The following is a 19226-nucleotide window of genomic DNA, read 5'->3' on the forward strand; positions in this document are numbered from 1 at the left end:
ACGCGGTGTGGCGTACGGCAGGGAGGGCTGTCGGGTCGGAGCCGATCGGGCCACCGACCGGGCATCCTCATGCGTGCGGCCCGACGACGATGTCACGTACCCGTACGTCACATACTCGGCAGGCGCATTACCACCATACCCCGGATTCGCGCACATGCGTTGGCCGGTTTGGTCACGTAGTCGTCGTCACACTGACTGACCAGGGCCGACCGGACACCTTTCGGCAGGCGACGGGCGGGCTATTGTGCGCTGCATGACGAGCTCGGACAAGCCTGGCCACGCCGCAGACGCCCCCGCCGAAACCACCGGAGCCACCGGAGCCAACGAAACCACTGGAGCCGCTGTGGTCGCCGACCGGGACTGGGCGTCGGCAGCGGCCGACCCGCAGTACCGCGCCGCGGTCGTGGACCTGCTCGGCGCGCTCGCGTACGGCGAGCTGGCGGCGTTCGAGCGGCTCGCGGAGGACGCCAAGCTGGCGCCCACCCTCGGGGACAAGGCGGAGCTGGCGAAGATGGCGTCCGCGGAGTTCCACCACTTCGAGCGGCTGCGCGACCGGCTCTCCGAGATCGGTGAGGAGCCGACGGAGGCGATGGAGCCGTTCGTGGCCGCCTACGACGGCTTCCACAAGCAGACGGACCCCTCCGACTGGCTGGAGGGGCTCGTCAAGGCCTACGTCGGCGACTCCATCGCCAGTGACTTCTACCGCGAGGTCGCGGCCCGCCTCGACGCAGACACCCGCGAGCTGGTGCTGGCCGTGCTCGACGACACCGGGCACGCCGGATTCGCCGTGGAGAAGGTACGTGCGGCGATCGACGCGGACCCGCGTGTGGGCGGGCGGCTCGCTTTGTGGGCGCGGCGGTTGATGGGGGAGGCGCTCTCGCAGTCCCAGCGGGTGGTGGCCGACCGGGACGCGCTGTCGACGATGCTGGTGGGCGGTGTGGCGGACGGCTTCGACCTCGCCGAGGTCGGCAGGATGTTCTCCCGGATCACCGAGGCGCACACCAAGCGGATGGCGGCGCTGGGGCTGGCGGCCTGATCGCGGTCAGGGGCGAGCCGTGAACGGTCCTGTCCCACGAGGCGGTTCAGTCTGACGACGCGGTCTTGTCTGACGACGCGATCCGTGTCACGACGCGGTCCGTCCCACGTTCACGTCGCCACCACGCTTCGATCGCCACGCCCATCTCGGGCGTGGGCGCCACCGGGCGCGGCGGCCGCTCAGGCGGTCGCCGATCGGCCACGGAGTCTTCCCGCGGGGCGCAGCAGCAGCGACAGTGAGGCCGCGGAGAGGGCAGCCGAGCCCAGGAGGACCAGCAGGAGACCGCCGGCGCCCAGCGCGGTGTGTGTGACGAACGCCCCGAAGAGCGCCCCGGCGATCCCCGTCGGCAGGACCAGGACACGGGCCGGAAGACGGTGCGGCAGTCGGTGGGCGGCGGCCCATGCCAGGGCAAGGCCCAGGATCGCGGCGCTGAGCACTTCCAAGAGCATGTCGGGGTCCCTCCCACACGGCCGGCCTGCCCGAAACGGTCACAGCCGTCATACCCCTGACCTGCGGAATACAACCCTCCCACTGTGGGTGAACTGTGCTCCGAGTGTGAACGGGAGGACGGGAGGGGCCCGGCGGCTGGTCGCCGCCGGGCCCCTCCCGGTCTTCGTCCGTCGCCTGCTACAGCGCGCCGAAGCCCACCTTGCGCGGGGCGGGTTCGCCGATCTCGACGTAGGCGAGCCGGTCGGCCGGCACCAGGACCTTGCGGCCGTGTTCGTCCACGAGACTCAGCAGCGCCGACTTGCCGGCGAGCGCCTCGGCCACCACACGCTCGACCTCCTCGGCACTCTGACCGCTCTCCAGAACGATCTCGCGGGGCGCGTGCTGCACGCCGATCTTGACCTCCACGGCTATGTCCCTCCGACGGTCAGTGAAGTGCGCGATCTTCCGCGCCGTACCCAGCACACATTAGCCCGGTGAGGGGACGTACACGCTGCGCCGGGGCACGCCAGGAGCGAACAGCCGACGGAACGGAGCCGCCGCCCGCCCGCCGCAGCCCCGGCACACCGTGACGGTCAGTGCTGCTCGCTGCCGTGCAGCGGGAAGCCGGCGATGCCCCGCCAGGCCAGGGAGGTGAGCAACTGGACCGCCTGGTCGCGCGGCACGCTGCGGTCGCTGTGCAGCCAGGAGCGGGCCACCACCTGGGCGAGGCCGCCCAGGCCGGAGGCCAGCAGCATCGACTCGGCGCGCGAGAGGCCGGTGTCCTCGGCGATGACGTCGCAGATCGCCTCGGCGCACTCGTTCGTGACCTTGTCGACCCGCTGGCGTACGGCGGGCTCGTTGGTCAGGTCCGACTCGAAGACCAGGCGGAAGGCGCCACCGTCGTCCTCGACGTAGGCGAAGTAGGCGTCCATCGTCGCGCGGACGCGCTGCTTGTTGTCGGTCGTCGACGCGAGTGCGCTGCGTACGGACTGGATCAGGGACTCGCAGTGCTGGTCCAGCAGGGCGAGGTAGAGGTCGAGCTTGCCCGGGAAGTGCTGGTAGAGCACCGGCTTGCTCACGCCGGCGCGTTCGGCGATGTCGTCCATCGCGGCCGCGTGGTAGCCCTGGGCCACGAACACTTCCTGTGCGGCTCCCAGCAACTGGTTGCGTCGGGCTCGGCGGGGAAGGCGTGTGCCCCGCGGGCGTACCGCCTCTGTCTGCTCGATGGCTGTCACGCCGCCTCCCATGTTCGTCCTCGTGCGGTGTGCGCCGCGTCGCCATCGTACTTTTCGGTAACCGTGGTGTGTGCGCTGCGAGCGCAGAATTTCACGGACCGGACGGTGGCGAAAGCCGCACAACAGGTTTCAAAAGGGTTCAGGCCGGGCAGGAATCGGCCTCCCTTCTGCTCGGCGAGCTTTCCGGCGCCTCCTGGTGCCGCGTCTCAGCGGTAGTCGTCCTCGTCGTGCGAGACGACCCGGGCCTGTTCCGCCAGGTCGGCCTCGTTGGCGCGGTCCGGTTCGATGCCGGTCAGCGGATCGTCGCGCTCCGGCGCGATGTCCGCCTGCTGCTCGGCGGCGTCGGCGGCGGGTGCCTCGACGTCGAATTCCTCCGGTTCCTGGGCCTCGTCGTCGAAGGTCTCGGGGTCGGTCGGGTCGACGGTCATGCTGGGCTCCCTTCCTACGAACGTCCCTGAAGATGCAGGGGCCACACGCGGGTGCCCACTCCACGAGCCTAGGAGACACCCGATCCGGACGCCATGCGTCGGCCCGCCCCGCCCGCCCCGCCCGTGCGCTGTCCCCTGGGTGCCGCCACCCCGTGCGCCGCGCCCCGTGGCTGCGCCTGTGCTGCGCCCCTGTGCTCTGCCCTCTGTGTTCCGCGCCTGTGTTCTGCCCCTGCGCTGTCGGCTCCCTACCCGGCTGCCGACGCACCGTACCGGCGCTTGTGACGGCGAACACATGAACCACTGCGTGATCATCTCGTAACATTGCCGCATGCCTTCGACCGATCCGCCGTCCGTGCCGCCCGCCAACGTGCTGCCGAAGGTCGCGGCCGTCAAGGTCGCGGACGGCGAACGACTCAGGTCGGTACACCTGCCCGGCGTCACCCTGACGGTGCGTTCGAGGCCACCGGCCAGAAAGGGCCTGCCGCCCGCGCTCTACGTCCACGGCCTCGGCGGCTCCTCGCAGAACTGGTCGGCGCTGATGCCGCTGCTGGACGGCCTCGTCGCAAGTGAGGCCGTCGACCTGCCGGGCTTCGGCGACTCCCCGCCACCGGACGATGGCGACTACTCGATCACCGGTCACGCGCGCGCGGTCGTCCGCCACCTCGACGCGGCCGGGCGCGGCCCCGTGCACCTCTTCGGCAACTCGCTCGGCGGCGCCGTCGTCACCCGCGTGGCCGCGGCCCGGCCCGACCTGGTGCGGACGCTGACCCTCGTGTCGCCCGCGCTGCCGGAGATCCGCGTGCAGCGCAGCGCCGTGCCGACAGGCCTGCTGGCGTTGCCGGGGGTGGTGTCGCTGTTCACCCGGCTCACCCGGGAGTGGACCGCGGAGCAGCGGGTCCGCGGCGTGACGGCGCTCTGCTACGGCGACCCGGGCAGCGTCTCACCGGAAGGCTTCCGCAACGCCGTGGAGGAGATGGAGCGGCGGCTGCGACTGCCGTACTTCTGGGACGCGATGGCCCGCTCCGCGCGCGGAATCGTCGACGCTTACACGCTGGGCGGCCAGCACGGGCTGTGGCGACAGGCCGAACGGGTTCTCGCACCGACGCTGCTGGTCTACGGTGGACGCGACCAACTCGTCGGATACCGCATGGCCCAGCGGGCCGCCCGTGCCTTCCGTGACTCCCGGCTGCTGACCCTGCCGGACGCGGGACACGTGGCGATGATGGAATATCCGGAGACCGTGGCCACGGCGTTCCGTGAACTCCTCGCGGACACCGGGGAACCGGTGGCCGACGAGAGAACCGAAGAGGCCGTCGACGACGAGCCCGCCAACCAGACCACAGGAGGCTGAGGCGCGACGTGGGACGCCACAGCCGCCGCGGACCCGCCCCCAAGGCCGACGCCGCGGACACCGCCGCGGCGCGGGAGGACCGGCACGGCCTGCTGGGCCGCCGCCGGGCGCCCGGTCCTCCGGCGGGGGAGCAGGTACCACCGGCGAGTGGAACGCCCGGCGCGACGCCCCGTGGCGCGACGCCCCGTGGCGCGACGTACGGGGCCCCGGGTGGGGCGGACGGGTCTCGGGGAGGGGCCTGGGGCGACCCTCAGGGAACTCAAGCTCCTCGTGGCTCTCAGGCTTCTCAAGCCCCTCAGGCTCCTCAAGGGAACGCGGGCCCGGGCCCGCGGTTCCCGGACGGGACACCGGCCCGTGGTTTTCCGGGAGTTGCGGACGGCACCCCGGCGCACGGCGTGCCGCGCGCCCGTGGCGGCCACCCCGAGCAGCGTGAACCCGGCGGCGGCTGGGGCGAGCTGAGCGGGCGGACCGGTTCCGGGCCCGGCGCTCCGGCTGGGCCGCGCGCAGGGGGACCCTCGCCTTCCGCTCCTCCGTCGCCCCCGTCCCATCCCTCGCACTCCGGGCCTCCCGGTCGGTCCGCGAGGCCCGGCCCGCCCTTCCCGCGGCAGCGGCAGCCGGATCCGGGCGAGCCGCGACAGGAGTACCTGGACGCCTTCGGCGGGGACGGCGACGTCTTCGTGGTCCCTTCCCCGCGCCGTACCCCCCTTCCCCCGCGGCCCGCCGACCCGTACGCCTCTGTGACCGACTGGAGCGCCACCGACTGGAGCACCCCGGACGGGAGCGGCGGCATCGCCGGTGGCGGTGGCGGTGGCGGCGCGTCCGGCGCCGACGGGGACGACGCGCCGCCCACAGGCGAACCCGCGTCGGTCAAGGGCGGCAAGGGCAGGACCTTCACCGGCATCGCCGCGGCCGCCGTCACCACCGTGCTGGCGGTCGTCGTGGCCGGCCAGGTCGCCGACGGCGCGGACGGGGACGAAGCGCGCTCTCAGTCCGCCACCGACCAGGCCCGTGACGTCCACGACTCCGCGTCGCGGGCGGACGGACGGCCGACACCCTCCTCGTCGGAGACGGCGGCGCCGCTGACGTACGAGCAGAAGATGGAGAAGAGGTACCCGCTCAGCGCCACACTCGAGGCTTCGGGGAAGTTCGACGCGATCCCCGGCATCGCCAAGGGACCGGCGGAGGGGGAGAGGTACACCTACCGCGTGGACGTGGAACAGGGACTCGGCCTCGATGGAGAACTCTTCGCCGAGGCGGTGCGGAAGACGCTCAACGACGACCGGAGCTGGGCCCACAACGGCGCCCGCACCTTCGAGCGCATCCACTCCGGGAAGCCCGACTTCGTGATCACGCTGGCCAGCCCCGGCACCACCGCGGTCTGGTGCGCCAAGTCCGGCCTGGACACCACCCAGGACAACGTGTCCTGCGACTCGGCCGCCACGGAGCGCGTGATGATCAACGCCTACCGATGGGCGCAGGGAGCGGAACCGTACGGCGACGACATCCACGGGTACCGGCAGATGCTGATCAACCACGAGATCGGCCACCGCATCGGCTTCAACCACGTCACCTGCGACAAGGACGGCGAGCTCGCCCCGGTCATGCAGCAGCAGACCAAGTTCGTCGACCATGACGGAATCGACTGCCGCCCCAACCCTTGGGCCTACCCCAACAGCTGACCGCGAGGCATGGCCGTCGTGTCACGCTTGGTGATGACGTGATCCCTTAGCGCGACGGAACGCGCCCCGCACGAGAAAGTTACGCCCGTTCACCCCTTTTGGTGGCGCGACGGACAACCGTCCATCGCGCCACCGCCTTGTCCGCATACGTTCGTCCCGCTGCGAGCCGCCGGGCCAACGACGGCTCCCCAAACGGGAGATCGGGGGTGCGCGCGTGCGCATCGGACTGCTTACGGAGGGTGGGTATCCGTATGTGAGCGGTGAGGCCGGGCTCTGGTGCGACCGGCTTGTGCGCGGGCTCGAACAGCACGAGTTCGACGTCTACGCGCTCAGCCGCGGCGAGCGCCAGGAGGCCGAGGGGTGGGTCCCGCTGCCGCCGCAGGTCAGCCGGGTACGCACCGCGTCGCCGTGGGACGCCGTCGATGACGGGATCGTCCACGGACGGCGCGCTCGCCGGCGTTTCGCCGAGTCGTACGGCGAACTGGCCACGGCCCTGTGCACGACCGCCCCCGGAGACTCGTCCGCGCTCGCGAAGGAGGCGTCGGCCGTTGAGGCGGACCGTTTCGCCAGCGCGCTGTACGGGCTCGCCGAACTCGCCCGCGACGAGGGCGGACTGCCCGGCGCGCTGCGCTCGGAGACCGCCGTACGCGCCCTGGAACGCGCCTGTCGTGCGCCCGGCGCCCACCGCTCCGCGCATGAGGCGCGCGTCCCCGACCTGCTCGCCGTCGCCGCACGCCTCGAACGCGCCCTGCGCCCCCTGTCGCTCGACTGGTACGAGGACGACGGCCTCGGCGCGGTCGACCTGTGCCACGCGGCCTCCGGGGGCGCGGCGGCGCTTCCGGGCCTGCTCGCCCGGCACTTCTGCGACGTGCCCCTGCTGGTGACCGAGTACGGGGTACGGCTGCGGACGCACTACCTCACGGAGCCCGACTCGTCACCCGCGATACGGTCCCTGCTGGCCGCCTTCCACGGCCGGCTGGCCGCCGAGACCTACCGGCGCGCGGCCGTGATCACGCCCGGCAACGCGCACGCGCGCCGGTGGCAGGAGCGCTGCGGGGCCGACCGCGCCAAGCTTCGCACCGTCCACCCGGGCATGGACCCGGCCCCCTTCGCCGAGACGGGGGAGACGTCGGAGTGCGCCGACCCTCACACTCTCGTCTGGATCGGCCGCGTCGAGCCCGCCAAGGACCTGGTCTCGCTGCTCCACGCCTTCGCGGAGATCCGCAAGGAGGAGCCGGGAGCCCGCCTCAGGATCGTCGGTGGCCCCTCGGGCCCCGAGGACGCGGCCTACCTCACCCACTGCAAGGGCCTGGCCGCCCAGCTGTTCCCCGACGAGGCCGACGGTCCGCACGCCGTCGGCCGCAACCCGGTGTCCTTCGAGGAGACCGGCGGTCCGGGACTGCCGTCCCGCGCCGACGTGTATGCCTCGGGCGCCCTGGTGGTCCTCTCCAGCGTCGTCGAGGGATTTCCGGTCGGCCTGGTCGAGGCCATGTTCTCCGGTCGCGCGACGGTGTCCACGGACGTCGGCGCGGTGGTGGAGGCCATCGGTGGCACCGGGCTCGTAGTGCCCCCGCGCAATCCCCGGGCGCTCGCCGAGGCGTGCGTCGCCCTGTTGCGGGACCCCGAGCGCCGTGCGCGCCTGGGTGCCGCCGCGCGGGCCCGCGCACTGGAGCTGTTCACCGTCGAGCAGAATGTCGCGGCATTTCATGGCATTTACCTGGAGATCCTCTCGATGACGCCCGTACGCCGCGTCGTCCTCGACGACACCGGCGAGCCCCTGCCGTTCGCCGCCCCCGCCGAGGCGCATGTCCCCGGCCGCTGGGCCGACCCCACGACCCGCGTCGTGGCTCGGGGCGGCCCCCGCTGGGCGACGGACGCCCCCTTCCGGGCCACGACCCCGGTCACCGCGACCGAGGGGGTCCGATGAGCGGCCTCGGCGAACTGGACCGTCCCGAGACCCCGGGCAGCCCGGGCACCTGGGACGAACGCCCGCGGCACCTTCTGACCGCCGGAACACCTGACGCGCGAGCGTCTGCCGACCGGCTGGTGGGGGAGGACCGCTGGTCGGGTGACGCCAGGCGCGCCGGCTGGGGCGAAGGCCGGTCTCCGGGGGGGAACGGGCGTCCGAACGAGTCCTCGGGCGGCAAGGCGACCGTCGATGAGGCGGTCGATGAGGCAGGGGGCGCCGGCCACGAAGCGGCCACCGTTGGTACAGCGGTCACCGCCGGCGAGGAGGTCACCGTCGGTACAGCGGTGACCGCCGGCAAGCCGGCCACTGTCGGCAAGGCGGCCGACCGTGGTGGAGCGGGTGTCGCCGGTGATCGGCCGGCGTCCGCTGCTCGCCGCGCCGCAGCGGATCCGGTCAAGGCCTTGCTGCACCGGCACCGCGCCCTGTGCGAACGCGCCGTGGACCCTCTGGAGATCGCCGCGGGCCTGGAGGCGCACGGCGTCACCGACCGGACCGCCGCACGCTTCCGCCACCGGGACGTCTTCTCCCTCGCGGAGGAGATGTACGCCCGTGTCCCGCGCGACGCCGACACGCCGGCTCGCCCCACGGACCGGCCGGCCTCCCGGGGACACACCACCTGGACCCTCCTCGCCCTGCTGCCCGGCACGCTGTGCGCCGCCGCCGTGGCCGGTCTGCGCCTCACCGACGGCCGACCGCGCCTGATCGCGGCCGTCGTCGGCGTCCTCGCGGTGACCCTGGCCCTGCGCGCGGCCTTGCGCCGGGGTCCGTTGAGCGCCGCGACCCGCACCACCGGAGTCTGGACCTGCTGGCTCGTCGGCTACGCCCTCCTCGGCGACGGACTGCTCCGCGCCGCGCTCGCCGGCGGCCCGGACGGCCTGCCCGACGGCACCGCCGACGGTCCGTGGCCCGTCACCGTCGCCCCCGTGCTGGCCCTCGCCCTGGCCTGCGCGCCCGCGGCCGGAAGCGCCCACCTCTTCGCCGTGCGCGCCCGCCGCAAACTGACGGCCAGCCGCGGCCTGGCCGACTTCTCCGCCTCCGCACGCCCCCTCCTGCTGGGCACGTTCGCCCTCTTCATGGGCGTCCTGACAACCCTGGTCGCGCTGACCGGCGCGATCCTCGCGGAGCCCGCCGCCCACCCCCAGGCACTCACCCTGGGTGCCCTGCTCATGCTCGCCCGTCTGCTCACCGTGCATGGCTGTACCCGCGCCCCCACCCTGGTCCTCGCCGCTTCGGCCACCGCCCAGGCGGCCGCCCTGGCCACGCTCTTCGCCGGCCGTCTCCCCGGCTGCGGCTTCCTGGCCGCTCCCGTGGAGGCCGTGATCGCCGCCTGCGGCCCGGCCGGTGTTCCGACGGCGGCCTGCGGCATCGGTGCCCTGACCCTCCTGGTCCACGCGGCCCGCCGCCTGACCATGGCCTCGGCCCACGCGTCGACCGAGCGGCCGCGATGACCGCGCCCCCGGACAGCCCCCACACGTCCGCCCCACCCCCTGAAGGAGCCCCCAGATGACCACCTCCCGACCCGACGCCTCGGCACCGGGAGCCGCCCGATGAGAGTTTTGCTGATCGGAGCCAACGGCTACATCGGCCGCTTCGTCGCCGACCGTCTCCTCGCAGACCCGGCCGTCCAGCTCACCGCCCTCGGCCGGGGCGACGACGCCGACGTGCGCTTCGACCTCGCCACCGGCAGCCCCGGCGCCCTCACCCGCTTCCTCGACGCGGTCCACCCCGGCGTCGTCGTCAACTGCGCCGGTGCCACCCGCGGCGGCGCCCGCGAACTCACCCGGCACAACACCGTCGCCGTCGCCACCGTCTGCGAGGCCCTGCGCCGCAGCGGCTGCGGCGCCCGCCTGGTGCAGGTCGGCTGCAGCGCGGAGTACGGCCCCAGCCAACCCGGCTCCTCCACAGCGGAGGACGCCGTGCCCCGCCCCGGCGGTCCCTACGGCGTCAGTAAACTCGCCGCGACCGAACTGGTCCTCGGCGCCGGCCTCGACGCCGTCGTCCTCCGCGTCTTCTCGCCCGCCGGCCCAGGCACCCCCGCCGGCTCACCGCTCGGCCGCCTCGCCGAGGCCATGCGCCGCGCGATGCAGTCCGGCGACGGCGAACTCCGGCTCGGCGGCTTAGGCGCCCAGCGCGACTTCATCGACGTCCGCGACGTCGCCCGCGCCGTCCACGCCGCCTCGCTCTCCGCGGCACAGGGCGTCATCAACATCGGCTCCGGCCGCGCCGTGCGCCTTCGCGACGCCGCCGCCACCCTCGCCCGCGTGGCCGGCTACGGAGGCGCCCTGCACGAACTCGACGGACCGCCCGGCGCGCTGCGGCCCACCATCGGCCACCCCCGGACCGAATCCGTCGGCCACCGCGTCGACACCCTCGGCCACCACCGCACCGACGGCCTCGGCCACCACCGCCCGGACCCCCTCGGGCACCGCGGCGACCGCGCCGACGTCGAGCACGCGCCCCCGGCCGCCTACCCCTACCCGGACGGCTGCGGCAGCTGGCAGCAGGCCGATGTGCGCACCGCGCGCGACCGGCTCGGCTGGCGGCCCCGGATCGCCCTCGAAGAGTCCCTCGCCGATATCTGGATGGAGGCGGCATGCCGTATCTGACCGGCATCACAGAGGGCACCGCGAGCACCGACGTCCGCACCGGTATCGGTGTCCCGGGGCTCGCCCACCCCCTCGTCGCCCCCGGCGAGTGGGCCGGCCTCACCTGCCCGGGCACACCCCTGCACTGGGTCGTCCTCAACGTCTCCGACGGCCCCGGCGCCCATCCCGACCCGCGCTGCCTGGAGGCCGCCGGGCACCTGCGCAACGCGGGCGTCCGCGTCCTCGGCCACCTCGACGCCTCCTACGGGGCACGGAGCTTCGGCGCACTGATCTCCGACGCACACCGGTACCTCGACTGGTACCGGGTCGACGGCTTCGTCCTCGGCCGCTGCCCGTCCGAACGCGCGGACCTTCCCGAGGTCCGCCGCACCGTCACCACCCTCCGCGTGATCCGTGACGACGCCCACATCGTCCTCGGTCACGGCACCCACCCCCACCCCGGCTATGCCGAGAACGCCGACCAACTCGTCACCTTCTCGGGACCCTGGAGCGACTACCGCTGGTCCCAGGCGGCCGAGTGGAGCGCCGACCATCCGCCCGAGCGCTTCTGCCACTTCGTCCACGGCGTCCCCCGCGGGCATCTGGAGGAGGCGCTGCGCATCGCCCGCTGGCAGGGCGCCGGGACGATCTATTTCACCGACCGGACGGACCGGGGTGGCCGAGTCGACCCCTGGGAGACGATGCCCGGCTACTGGGACGAGATTGTCTCGCGAGTCGGGACGGGTGTCTCGGAATGAAAAAGGCCGTGGCAGTGTTACGAGCAGAACAACCGTAACCACTGACCGACCAACGGAGTCCCCGTGTCGCTGCCACCCCTGGTCGAGCCGGCCCCCGAGCTCACCGTAGACGAGGTCCGCAGGTACTCCCGCCACCTGATCATCCCCGACGTGGGGATGGACGGGCAGAAGCGGCTGAAGAACGCGAAGGTGCTCGCCGTGGGCGCGGGCGGCCTCGGCTCGCCGGCCCTGATGTACATGGCGGCGGCCGGTGTCGGCACGCTCGGCATCGTGGAGTTCGACGAGGTCGACGAGTCGAACCTGCAGCGGCAGGTCATCCACAGCCAGGCCGACATCGGCCGCTCCAAGGCAGAGTCCGCCCGCGACACCATCAAGGGCATCAACCCGTACGTGGACGTGGTCCTTCACCAGGAGCGGCTCGAGGCCGACAACGTGATGGACATCTTCAGCCAGTACGACCTGATCGTCGACGGCACGGACAACTTCGCGACCCGCTACCTGGTCAACGACGCCTGCGTGCTGCTGAACAAGCCCTACGTCTGGGGCTCGATCTACCGCTTCGACGGCCAGGCCTCCGTCTTCTGGTCCGAGCACGGTCCCTGCTACCGCTGCCTCTACCCGGAGCCCCCGCCCCCCGGCATGGTCCCCTCCTGCGCCGAGGGCGGCGTCCTGGGTGTGCTGTGCGCGTCCATCGGCTCCATCCAGACCAACGAGGCCATCAAGCTCCTCGCGGGCATCGGAGAGCCGCTGGTCGGCCGTCTGATGATCTACGACGCCCTGGAGATGCAGTACCGCCAGGTCAAGGTCCGCAAGGACCCCGACTGCGCGGTCTGCGGCGAGAACCCGACCGTCACCGAGCTCATCGACTACGAGGCCTTCTGCGGCGTCGTGTCCGAGGAGGCCCAGGCGGCGGCGGCCGACTCCACGATCACTCCCAAGCAGCTCAAGGAGTGGATCGACGACGGCGAGAGCATCGAGCTCATCGACGTCCGCGAGCCGAACGAGTTCGAGATCGTCTCCATTCCGGGCGCCCGGCTGATCCCGAAGAACGAGTTCCTCATGGGCTCGGCGCTGGAGAGCCTCCCGCAGAACAAGAAGATCGTCTTGAACTGCAAGACGGGTGTCCGCAGTGCGGAAGTGCTGGCGGTCCTCAAGTCCGCGGGCTTCGCGGACGCCGTGCACGTCGGCGGCGGCGTGATCGGCTGGGTCAACCAGATCGAGCCGGAGAAGCCCGTCTACTGACCGGGCCTCGGTCCCGCTTCCCGGACGGCGGGGGTTTCGCGCACCGCAGGTGCCCGAAGCCCCCGCCGCCGTCATGAGCAGACCTTGCCGTCCTCGGGCACCGTCCCCTTCAGCAGATAGGCGTCCACCGCGGAGTCGACACAGTCGCTCCCGCTCCCGTACGCCCCGTGCCCCTCGCCCTTCCAGGTGAGGACCACACCGACGTCCTTGCCCAGCTCGTCCGCCATCCTGCGGGCACCTTCGTAGGGCGTGGCCGGGTCGCCGGTGTTGCCGACCACCAGGATCGGAGCCGCGCCGGGAGCGCTCACCTCCGGGGTCTGGTGCTGACCGGCCACCGGCCAGTCGTGGCACCACCCGGCCGTGTCCCAGCCGAGGAAGGTGCCGAACACGGGCGATACCTTCTCGAACCTCGGCAGCAGCTTCTTCGTCTCCTCCAGGGTCGGCCGCTGCTTGTCGTCCAGGCACGATATGACCCGTTGGGAGTGGGTCGTCGTGCCGTAGCGCCCCGAGGGATCACGCTCGTTGTAGCCGTCGGCGAGCGCCAGCAGCTCCGATCCGTCGCCCTCCTCGGCCGCCGCCAGCGCGCTGGTCAGGGCCGGCCACCCGTCCTTGCCGTAGAGCGGCAGCACGATGCCGGTGAGCGCCAGCGTCTGCGTCAGCTTCCGCCCGGGCGACGACGTCGGCAGGGGCTCCGCGTCGAGCCGCTCCAGCAGGCCGGCGATCTCCCGCGATCCCTGTTCCGGGTCCTTGCCGGTGGATTTCAGGTAGTCGTCCAACGCTCGCTGGAAGCCCCTGGCCTGGTTCTCGGCGTGGCCCATCGTGTCGGCGCCAGGGTCCACGACCGCGTCGAGGACCACCCGCCCCACGTGCTCGGGGAACAGGTGGGCGTAGACGCCGCCGAGTTCGGTGCCGTAGGAGATGCCGAAGTAGTGCATCTTCTCGTCGCCGAGCACATGCCGCATCAGGTCCATGTCGCGGGCGGTGTCCGTGGTCGAGACGTGCGCCATCAGCTTTCCGGCGGCCCTCTCGCAGCCCTTGCCGAAGTCCGCGGCGTCCTTCAGATACGCCTGCTCCTCGGTCGTGGTGTCCGGTGTGGAGTCCACCGACTCGGCGTCCTCGATCGCCTCGTCACCGCGGCAGCGGATGCCCTCGCTGGCGGCCACTCCGCGCGGGTCCCAGCTCACCAGGTCGTACCGCTCGTGCAGGGACGAGACGGTGCCGGCGTAGGAGGGCATCATGGAGACGCCCGAGCCGCCGGGGCCGCCGAAGTTGAACAGCAGGGAGCCGAGGCGCTCGTCGCCGGTGGCCTTGGCGCGGATCAGCGAGAGGCCGATCGTCTCGCCGCCAGGCTCGGCCCAGTCCAGCGGCGCCTCGAGCGTGGCGCACTGCCAGTCGCCGTCCGGGGCGGGGGAGTCGGCGGTGCCCTTGCAGCGGTCCCAGTCGAGCGTCTGGGAGGCCAGCGACTCGTGCACCCCGGAGGGCGCCGCCGCCGACGGCCGCGCGCTGCTCGTCCCCCCTGTTCCCCCGTCGTCCTTGTCCTCACCGGACGAGCCGCTGCTGCAGCCCGCCGTGGTCAGCAGTGCGGCGGCGGCCGTCAGAGCCGTCCACCGTACGAGACGCGCCATGTGCTCTCCCCCTCGCAAGCCGTCCGCGCCGTGCGGCGGAAGGCGGTCATGCCATGGTAGGCGGATCACGTGAAGCCCGCTGAGCCCTGTGGATAACGCTCTGACCTGCGGGTTCGATCGAGTTTTGGGGTTGCGGGAGAGGGCGGGGCGGGTCAGGAACAGACGGTTCCGGCTGCCGGTACCTTCCCGTCCAGCAGGTAGCCGTGCACCGCGTCCCGCACGCATTCGTTCTTGCTGTCGTAGGCACCGTGGCCCTGGCCCTTGTAGGTCAGCTCCACGCCGACACCCTTCCCCAGCTCGGCCGCCATCCTCCCCGCGCCCTCGTAGGGCGTCGCCGGGTCGCCGGTGTTGCCGATCACCAGGATCGGCGGGGCGCCCGGGGCGCTGACGTCGGGATGGTCGGCGGCGCCGGATACCGGCCAGTCGGTGCAGCTGAGCATGGACCAGGCGAGGTAGTCCCCGAACAGCGCGGACGCGTTCCGGAACCCCGGCAGCTTGCGCTCCACGTAGGCGGGGTCGTACCGCGGCTTGTCGTCGGCGCAGTTGATGGCGACGTTGGCCGCGGTGATGTTGCTGTACTCGCCGTTCTCGCTACGCCCGTTCAGCGCGTCCGACAGCACCATGAGGACCCTGCCGTCACCGTCGTACGCCTGCTCCAGGCCTTCGGTGAGGTATTCCCAGAAGTCCTTCGAGTACAGCGACTGCGCGATGCCGCCGGTCGCGGCGGTCTGGGTCAGTTCGCGAGGGAAGACGCCGGGGATCGGCGTGCGGTCGAGGTCTTTCAGGAGTCCCGCGATACGGTCCTTGACGTTCTGGGCGCTGTCTCCGACGGGGCAGTCCTCGGCCTTCGACACACAGTCCTCGGCGAAGTTGTCGAGCGCGAGCTGGAAACCCTTCGCCTGTGCGAGCGAGCTCTCCTCCGGCGTCTGCGTCGGGTCGACGACCGCGTCGAAGACGGCCCGGCCCACCTTCTCGGGGAACAGGTGGGCGTAGACGCCGCCGAGTTCGGTGCCGTAGGAGACGCCGAAGTAGTGCAGCCTGTCGTCGCCCAGTACCTGGCGCATCAGGTCCATGTCGCGGGCCGCGTCGGTGGTGTGCACGTGCGGCAGGATCTTCTTCGAGTTCTTCTCGCAGGCCGCGTTGAACTCCTCGGTGTTGTCCAGCAACTCGGTGCGCTCGGCCGCGTCGTCGGGGGTGGCGTCCTGCTGGAAGTAGGTGTCGAGCTGCTTGTCGTCCAGGCATTCCACGGGGGCGCTGCGGCCGACGCCGCGCGGGTCGAAGCTGACCAGGTCGTAGCGGGTGCGCAGTTCCGCGTAGTCCTGGCCGAAGGCGGGCAGCGTGGTGACGCCCGATCCGCCGGGGCCCCCGAAGTTGAAGAGGAGTGAGCCGATCCGCCGGTCCGCCTCCCCACTGGCCTCGGCCCGGATCAGCGCCAGGTCGATCGTGTCGCCCTCGGGGTCGTCCCAGTCGAGCGGCACCTTCATGGTGGCGCACTGCCACTCGTCGCCGTCCGGCAGCGGCGACGGGGCTGGTCCGCCGCCTTCGGCCTCGGACGGTGCCGGGCAGTCCTTCCAGCCGAGCTTCTGGGCCGTGAGGTCCTCGTCGCCGCCCCTGTCGCCCCCGGAGTCGTCGCTGCAGCCGGTCAGCACAGCGGCCATGGCTACGGCGGTGGCAGCGGTCAGGGCGGCGGCGCGCAGCCGGGAGGGGTTCGGCATGGGTCCATCGTGCGGGCGCACAGGGCCGTGCGCTCGGGGCAGGGGCCGTACGAGGTACCGGGCGGGCAGCCGCCGGGACGTACGCGCGAGAGGCGGCGCGTACGGACCCACGCGCGTAAGGCGGCGCGTACGGACCCACGCGCGTGCGACGAGTACGACTAACGCGCGTCAGACGACGAGTGCAGACCAACGCGCGCGAGGCGACGCCTACGGATCAACCTCGGTGTACGAGGCTGATTCTCGTCCTACGACGCCGTTACAGCGCTTCCTTCCGCGTCAGGTGGTTGAAGACCAGCCAACCCGGCAGCACCGGCAGCCACAGCGTGAGCAGCCGGTACAGCAGCACCGCGGGGGCGGCGACCTCCTTGGGCAGGCCGACGGCGATCAGGCCGACCGTCAGGGTCGCCTCCACCGCTCCCACACCGCCCGGTGTCGGCGCGGCGGATCCCAGCGCGTTGCCGGCGAGGAAGACGACCGCGACGCTCGCCAGGCTGATCGACGTCGACTCGTCGCCGAAGGCGCGGATCGAGGCGTCCAGGCACATCACGAAGCACGCGGTGAGCAGCAGCATGCCGCCGATGCCGGTGACCAGCTTCTGCGGCCGTTGCAGCACGTCCAGCATGCGCGGCACGACGCCGGCGAAAAGCGACCGCACGCGCGTGACGACGAACTTCCGCAGGAACGGCACCGACGTCACCACGAGCACGAGCACCGCCACCGTCAGCAGACCCGCGATGACCGTCCGGGACGGCGACAGCGACGGTGTCTTCTCGGTGCCGGTCAGATAGCCGAAGGACAGCAGCATCAGGATGTGACAGCCGAGCCCGAACAGCTGCGACGCGCCGACACTCGCCACCGCGAGCCCCGGTCGTACTCCCGCGCGCTGCAGGAAGCGGGTGTTCAGCGCGACGCCGCCGACCGCCGCGGGGGCGACGATCTTCACGAACGACCCGGCGACCTGCGCGGCCACGGTGCGCGGGAACGGTACCTTCTCGGGCACGAACCCCAGCAGGGCCATCGCCGCCGCGACATAACTCGCCGCCGAGAACAGCACCGCCGCGGCCACCCAGCCCCACTGGGCGTTCGAGATCAGTGGCCCGAACTCGATGTGGGTGAGCTGCGTCAGCAGGAAGTAGGCGCCGATCGCACCCGCGATGAAGCTGATCAGCGTGCGCGGTCGCACTCGCTCCAGGCGGGCCGGCTCGACGGGGGCCTGCGGTCGGATCCGCAGCACCGCGTGCCGGATCTGCGTGAGCAGGTCCTCCTCGCGCGCCTCCTCCAACGCCTCGTCCACGGCCCGTTTCTCCGCCCGCTGCTCGGCGCGTACGGCCTTCTTGTCGGGCTTGTCGGGCTTGTCGGTTGCCTCGGGTGCGGGGCTCGTGTCGTCACCGGCGGCCGCCTCCGAGCGGGCCAGCTTGGCCTGCCGGGACGACTCCAGGACCGCCTCCCGCTCGCGCTCGGCGCGTTCCCGGGCCAGCTTGCGCAGCGTCGCGCGCGTGGAGCGGCTGAGCGCGATGGGCTGGAGCATCGGCAGGCAGTCCGCCACGGCGTCGGGGCCGAGCACCCCCACCGCCGAGGCGACCGCGCGTTCGGCGCCCACCCGCAGGCCCAGCGTCACCAGGAGCTGGGAGATGTCCATGCGCAGCAGCAGGTCACCGGCGGCGATCTCGCCGATGCGCAGGTCGGTGAGGATCACCGTGCCGGAACGATCCACCAGGATCGCGTCGCCCACCAGCCTGCGGTGCGCGATGCGCCGGGACTGCAGGGCCTGTACCTGCTCCCAGGTGCCGCGCAGCAGGTCGTCGGTGATCTCCTCGTCCGGCAGTGAGTCGAGAGTGCGCCCGCCGGTGTGCTCGTAGACGAGCATCACGGCGTCGGGACCCAGCTCGGACGTCGCGATCAGCTTGGGGGCGTTGGCGCCGGCTCCGATCGCGGCGTAGGCGAGCAGCGCCTCCTGCTCCAGGGCCTGCCGCAGTGACGGGAGACTGCTGCGGGTGGCGAAGCCGCGCAGCGTCAGATTGCGCCACGCGCGGTAGAAGAAGCCCTGCGCCTGCTGCTCCCGGTCCACCACCGTCACGTCCAGCGGCCGGCCGTCCTCCAGCGTGACGAAGTAGCGGCGACCGCGGTCCCCGGTCTCCGCGGTGTCCGACGGCGCCTCCTCGCGGGCGGCGGTCACCGGACGGAACCCGACGTGCCGCAGACCCGCCATCAGTGTCCGCCCGGTGGGGCGGACGTTGGGGGAGCCGACCGCGTACAGCGTTCCGTAGGCCACGGACCAGCCGATGAGGACCGTCAGGATGATCGAGAACGGTGTCGTGTAGCCGGTGACGAGCATCGAGAAGGCGTCGAGGAGCAGCACGATCCACAGCACCGCGCGCCAGCGGGGCCTGCGGGACATGCCGACGGCCGTCATGTAGGCGATGACCGGCGCCAGATAGCCGTGCACGGGGTCGGTGAGGGCGTGGATGTCGCCCGGCGACGGCTGGGTGAGCGCCTCCTGGATGGAGCCGGGAGCGGCCTTGGCGACCCACAGGTCGGTGGCGAGGGTCACCCCGTGCGCCAGGACCGCCGCCAGCACGCCGTCGGCGATCCGCAGGCCGTCCCGTTTGATCAGCCGCTCGATCGCGAACGCGACCGGCACCAGGAGGATCGCGATGCTGGAGGCCAGCCCCGCGATCTTGATCAGAAGATCGGGCGCCTGTCCGGTGCCCTTGTTGATGTCCTGTTCGAGGCCCGAGGTGGTGCCGTGCGCGAAGGCGGCGATGGCGAGCAGGACGGCGACGGCGAGCACGCCCACCAGGAGTCGCATCAGGTCGGACGGACGGTGCACGCGCGCGGGGAGCAGCGGTTCGTCGCCCTCCACCTCGTCGATGTGCGCGACGTCGTCGGGGTCGGCGGCGGTCGCCGTCCTGCCCGCGGCCGACCGTCGGGCGGCCTTCTCGCCGTTTCCGTCCGCGGTGTCCGGGCGCGCCGAGGAGTCAGAGGTGCCTTCGGCGTCCTCGGGGTGCGCACCCTGCTGCTTCATCGCCTCTTCTTGCTCTCGTATCACTGGTCACCGCCCGCACGATGGTGGCATGCCGCGTCGGCATCGGCAGGCATCAGGGTGCCTGTGCGGGCCGCACAGTCTGCCCGAAGCGGCGCTTCCGGGCGAGGCACGCGCACCCCCGGGAGCGC

15 protein-coding genes are annotated in these 19226 nt (G+C 72.2%); 8 read left to right on the forward strand and 7 right to left on the reverse strand.

Features of this window, described 5'->3' with window-relative positions:
* Positions 1 to 253: 253 nt before the first annotated feature.
* Positions 254 to 1036 (forward strand): ferritin-like domain-containing protein, encoded by a 783-nt coding sequence (locus ACH4NX_RS12150; RefSeq protein WP_398127839.1) that lies wholly within the window; start codon positions 254 to 256, stop codon positions 1034 to 1036.
* A 179-nt stretch (positions 1037 to 1215) separates the two neighbouring features.
* Here ACH4NX_RS12150 and ACH4NX_RS12155 read toward each other — a convergent pair whose 3' ends face one another.
* From ACH4NX_RS12155 to ACH4NX_RS12170, 4 genes are all read right to left on the reverse strand, one after another.
* The gene (locus ACH4NX_RS12155; protein WP_351390652.1) at positions 1216 to 1485 is read right to left on the reverse strand and encodes a hypothetical protein; all 270 of its coding nucleotides are present in this window, start codon (positions 1483 to 1485) and stop codon (positions 1216 to 1218) included.
* A 178-nt stretch (positions 1486 to 1663) separates the two neighbouring features.
* Complete coding sequence (locus ACH4NX_RS12160) at positions 1664 to 1891, reverse strand: DUF3107 domain-containing protein (RefSeq protein ID WP_279559911.1); 228 nt, start codon at positions 1889 to 1891, stop codon at positions 1664 to 1666.
* A 167-nt stretch (positions 1892 to 2058) separates the two neighbouring features.
* The gene (locus ACH4NX_RS12165; protein ID WP_279559910.1) at positions 2059 to 2700 is read right to left on the reverse strand and encodes a TetR/AcrR family transcriptional regulator; all 642 of its coding nucleotides are present in this window, start codon (positions 2698 to 2700) and stop codon (positions 2059 to 2061) included.
* A 206-nt stretch (positions 2701 to 2906) separates the two neighbouring features.
* Positions 2907 to 3128 carry a hypothetical protein gene (locus tag ACH4NX_RS12170; RefSeq protein ID WP_279559909.1) on the reverse strand — a complete coding sequence of 74 codons (222 nt, stop codon included), beginning with the start codon at positions 3126 to 3128 and terminating at the stop codon, positions 2907 to 2909.
* Positions 3129 to 3456: 328 nt separating this feature from the next.
* On the opposite strand from ACH4NX_RS12170, the gene ACH4NX_RS12175 reads away from it, so the two are divergent.
* The 7 genes from ACH4NX_RS12175 (at position 3457) to moeZ (ending at position 12712) form a co-directional block, all read left to right on the forward strand.
* Positions 3457 to 4479, forward strand: a complete 1023-nt coding sequence (locus ACH4NX_RS12175; protein WP_398127838.1) for an alpha/beta fold hydrolase — start codon at positions 3457 to 3459, stop codon at positions 4477 to 4479.
* An 8-nt stretch (positions 4480 to 4487) separates the two neighbouring features.
* The gene (locus tag ACH4NX_RS12180; RefSeq protein WP_398127837.1) at positions 4488 to 6158 is read left to right on the forward strand and encodes a DUF3152 domain-containing protein; all 1671 of its coding nucleotides are present in this window, start codon (positions 4488 to 4490) and stop codon (positions 6156 to 6158) included.
* Positions 6159 to 6372: 214 nt separating this feature from the next.
* Positions 6373 to 8085, forward strand: a complete 1713-nt coding sequence (locus tag ACH4NX_RS12185) for a DUF3492 domain-containing protein (RefSeq protein ID WP_351390642.1) — start codon at positions 6373 to 6375, stop codon at positions 8083 to 8085.
* A complete protein-coding gene (locus ACH4NX_RS12190) occupies positions 8082 to 9575 on the forward strand; it encodes a hypothetical protein (RefSeq protein ID WP_398127836.1) in 1494 nt (497 codons plus the stop codon). The genes ACH4NX_RS12185 and ACH4NX_RS12190 overlap by 4 nt, the downstream gene beginning before the upstream one ends.
* Before the next feature lie 99 nt (positions 9576 to 9674).
* The gene (locus tag ACH4NX_RS12195) at positions 9675 to 10733 is read left to right on the forward strand and encodes an NAD-dependent epimerase/dehydratase family protein (protein WP_351390637.1); all 1059 of its coding nucleotides are present in this window, start codon (positions 9675 to 9677) and stop codon (positions 10731 to 10733) included.
* Positions 10721 to 11470, forward strand: coding sequence for a spherulation-specific family 4 protein (locus tag ACH4NX_RS12200; protein ID WP_398127835.1), 750 nt, complete (start codon positions 10721 to 10723; stop codon positions 11468 to 11470). Before ACH4NX_RS12195 ends, ACH4NX_RS12200 begins: the two co-directional genes overlap by 13 nt.
* 63 nt (positions 11471 to 11533) lie before the next feature.
* Entirely contained in the window at positions 11534 to 12712 is a 1179-nt protein-coding gene (gene moeZ, locus ACH4NX_RS12205; protein WP_351390632.1) for an adenylyltransferase/sulfurtransferase MoeZ, read from the forward strand.
* A gap of 71 nt (positions 12713 to 12783) precedes the next feature.
* Here the strand turns inward: moeZ and ACH4NX_RS12210 are convergent, their stop codons facing one another.
* The 3 genes from ACH4NX_RS12210 to ACH4NX_RS12220 form a co-directional block, all read right to left on the reverse strand.
* A complete protein-coding gene (locus tag ACH4NX_RS12210; protein ID WP_398127834.1) occupies positions 12784 to 14337 on the reverse strand; it encodes an alpha/beta hydrolase in 1554 nt (517 codons plus the stop codon).
* Positions 14338 to 14489: 152 nt separating this feature from the next.
* Positions 14490 to 16052 (reverse strand): alpha/beta hydrolase, encoded by a 1563-nt coding sequence (locus ACH4NX_RS12215; RefSeq protein WP_398127833.1) that lies wholly within the window; start codon positions 16050 to 16052, stop codon positions 14490 to 14492.
* Positions 16053 to 16308: 256 nt separating this feature from the next.
* The gene (locus tag ACH4NX_RS12220; RefSeq protein WP_398127832.1) at positions 16309 to 19077 is read right to left on the reverse strand and encodes a YbhN family protein; all 2769 of its coding nucleotides are present in this window, start codon (positions 19075 to 19077) and stop codon (positions 16309 to 16311) included.
* Positions 19078 to 19226 lie beyond the last annotated feature (149 nt).

The organism is Streptomyces sp. NPDC017225 (assembly GCF_044331465.1).
Lineage (GTDB): Bacteria > Actinomycetota > Actinomycetes > Streptomycetales > Streptomycetaceae > Streptomyces.

Coding starts and splice junctions, on each gene's coding strand:
- ACH4NX_RS12150 (WP_398127839.1), top strand. CDS start 254: ATGACGAGCTCGGACAAGCCTGGCCACGCCGCAGACGCCCCCGCCGAA.
- ACH4NX_RS12155 (WP_351390652.1), bottom strand. CDS start 1,485: ATGCTCTTGGAAGTGCTCAGCGCCGCGATCCTGGGCCTTGCCCTGGCA.
- ACH4NX_RS12170 (WP_279559909.1), bottom strand. CDS start 3,128: ATGACCGTCGACCCGACCGACCCCGAGACCTTCGACGACGAGGCCCAG.
- ACH4NX_RS12175 (WP_398127838.1), top strand. CDS start 3,457: ATGCCTTCGACCGATCCGCCGTCCGTGCCGCCCGCCAACGTGCTGCCG.
- ACH4NX_RS12190 (WP_398127836.1), top strand. CDS start 8,082: ATGAGCGGCCTCGGCGAACTGGACCGTCCCGAGACCCCGGGCAGCCCG.
- ACH4NX_RS12195 (WP_351390637.1), top strand. CDS start 9,675: ATGAGAGTTTTGCTGATCGGAGCCAACGGCTACATCGGCCGCTTCGTC.
- ACH4NX_RS12200 (WP_398127835.1), top strand. CDS start 10,721: ATGCCGTATCTGACCGGCATCACAGAGGGCACCGCGAGCACCGACGTC.
- ACH4NX_RS12210 (WP_398127834.1), bottom strand. CDS start 14,337: ATGGCGCGTCTCGTACGGTGGACGGCTCTGACGGCCGCCGCCGCACTG.
- ACH4NX_RS12215 (WP_398127833.1), bottom strand. CDS start 16,052: ATGCCGAACCCCTCCCGGCTGCGCGCCGCCGCCCTGACCGCTGCCACC.
- ACH4NX_RS12220 (WP_398127832.1), bottom strand. CDS start 19,077: ATGAAGCAGCAGGGTGCGCACCCCGAGGACGCCGAAGGCACCTCTGAC.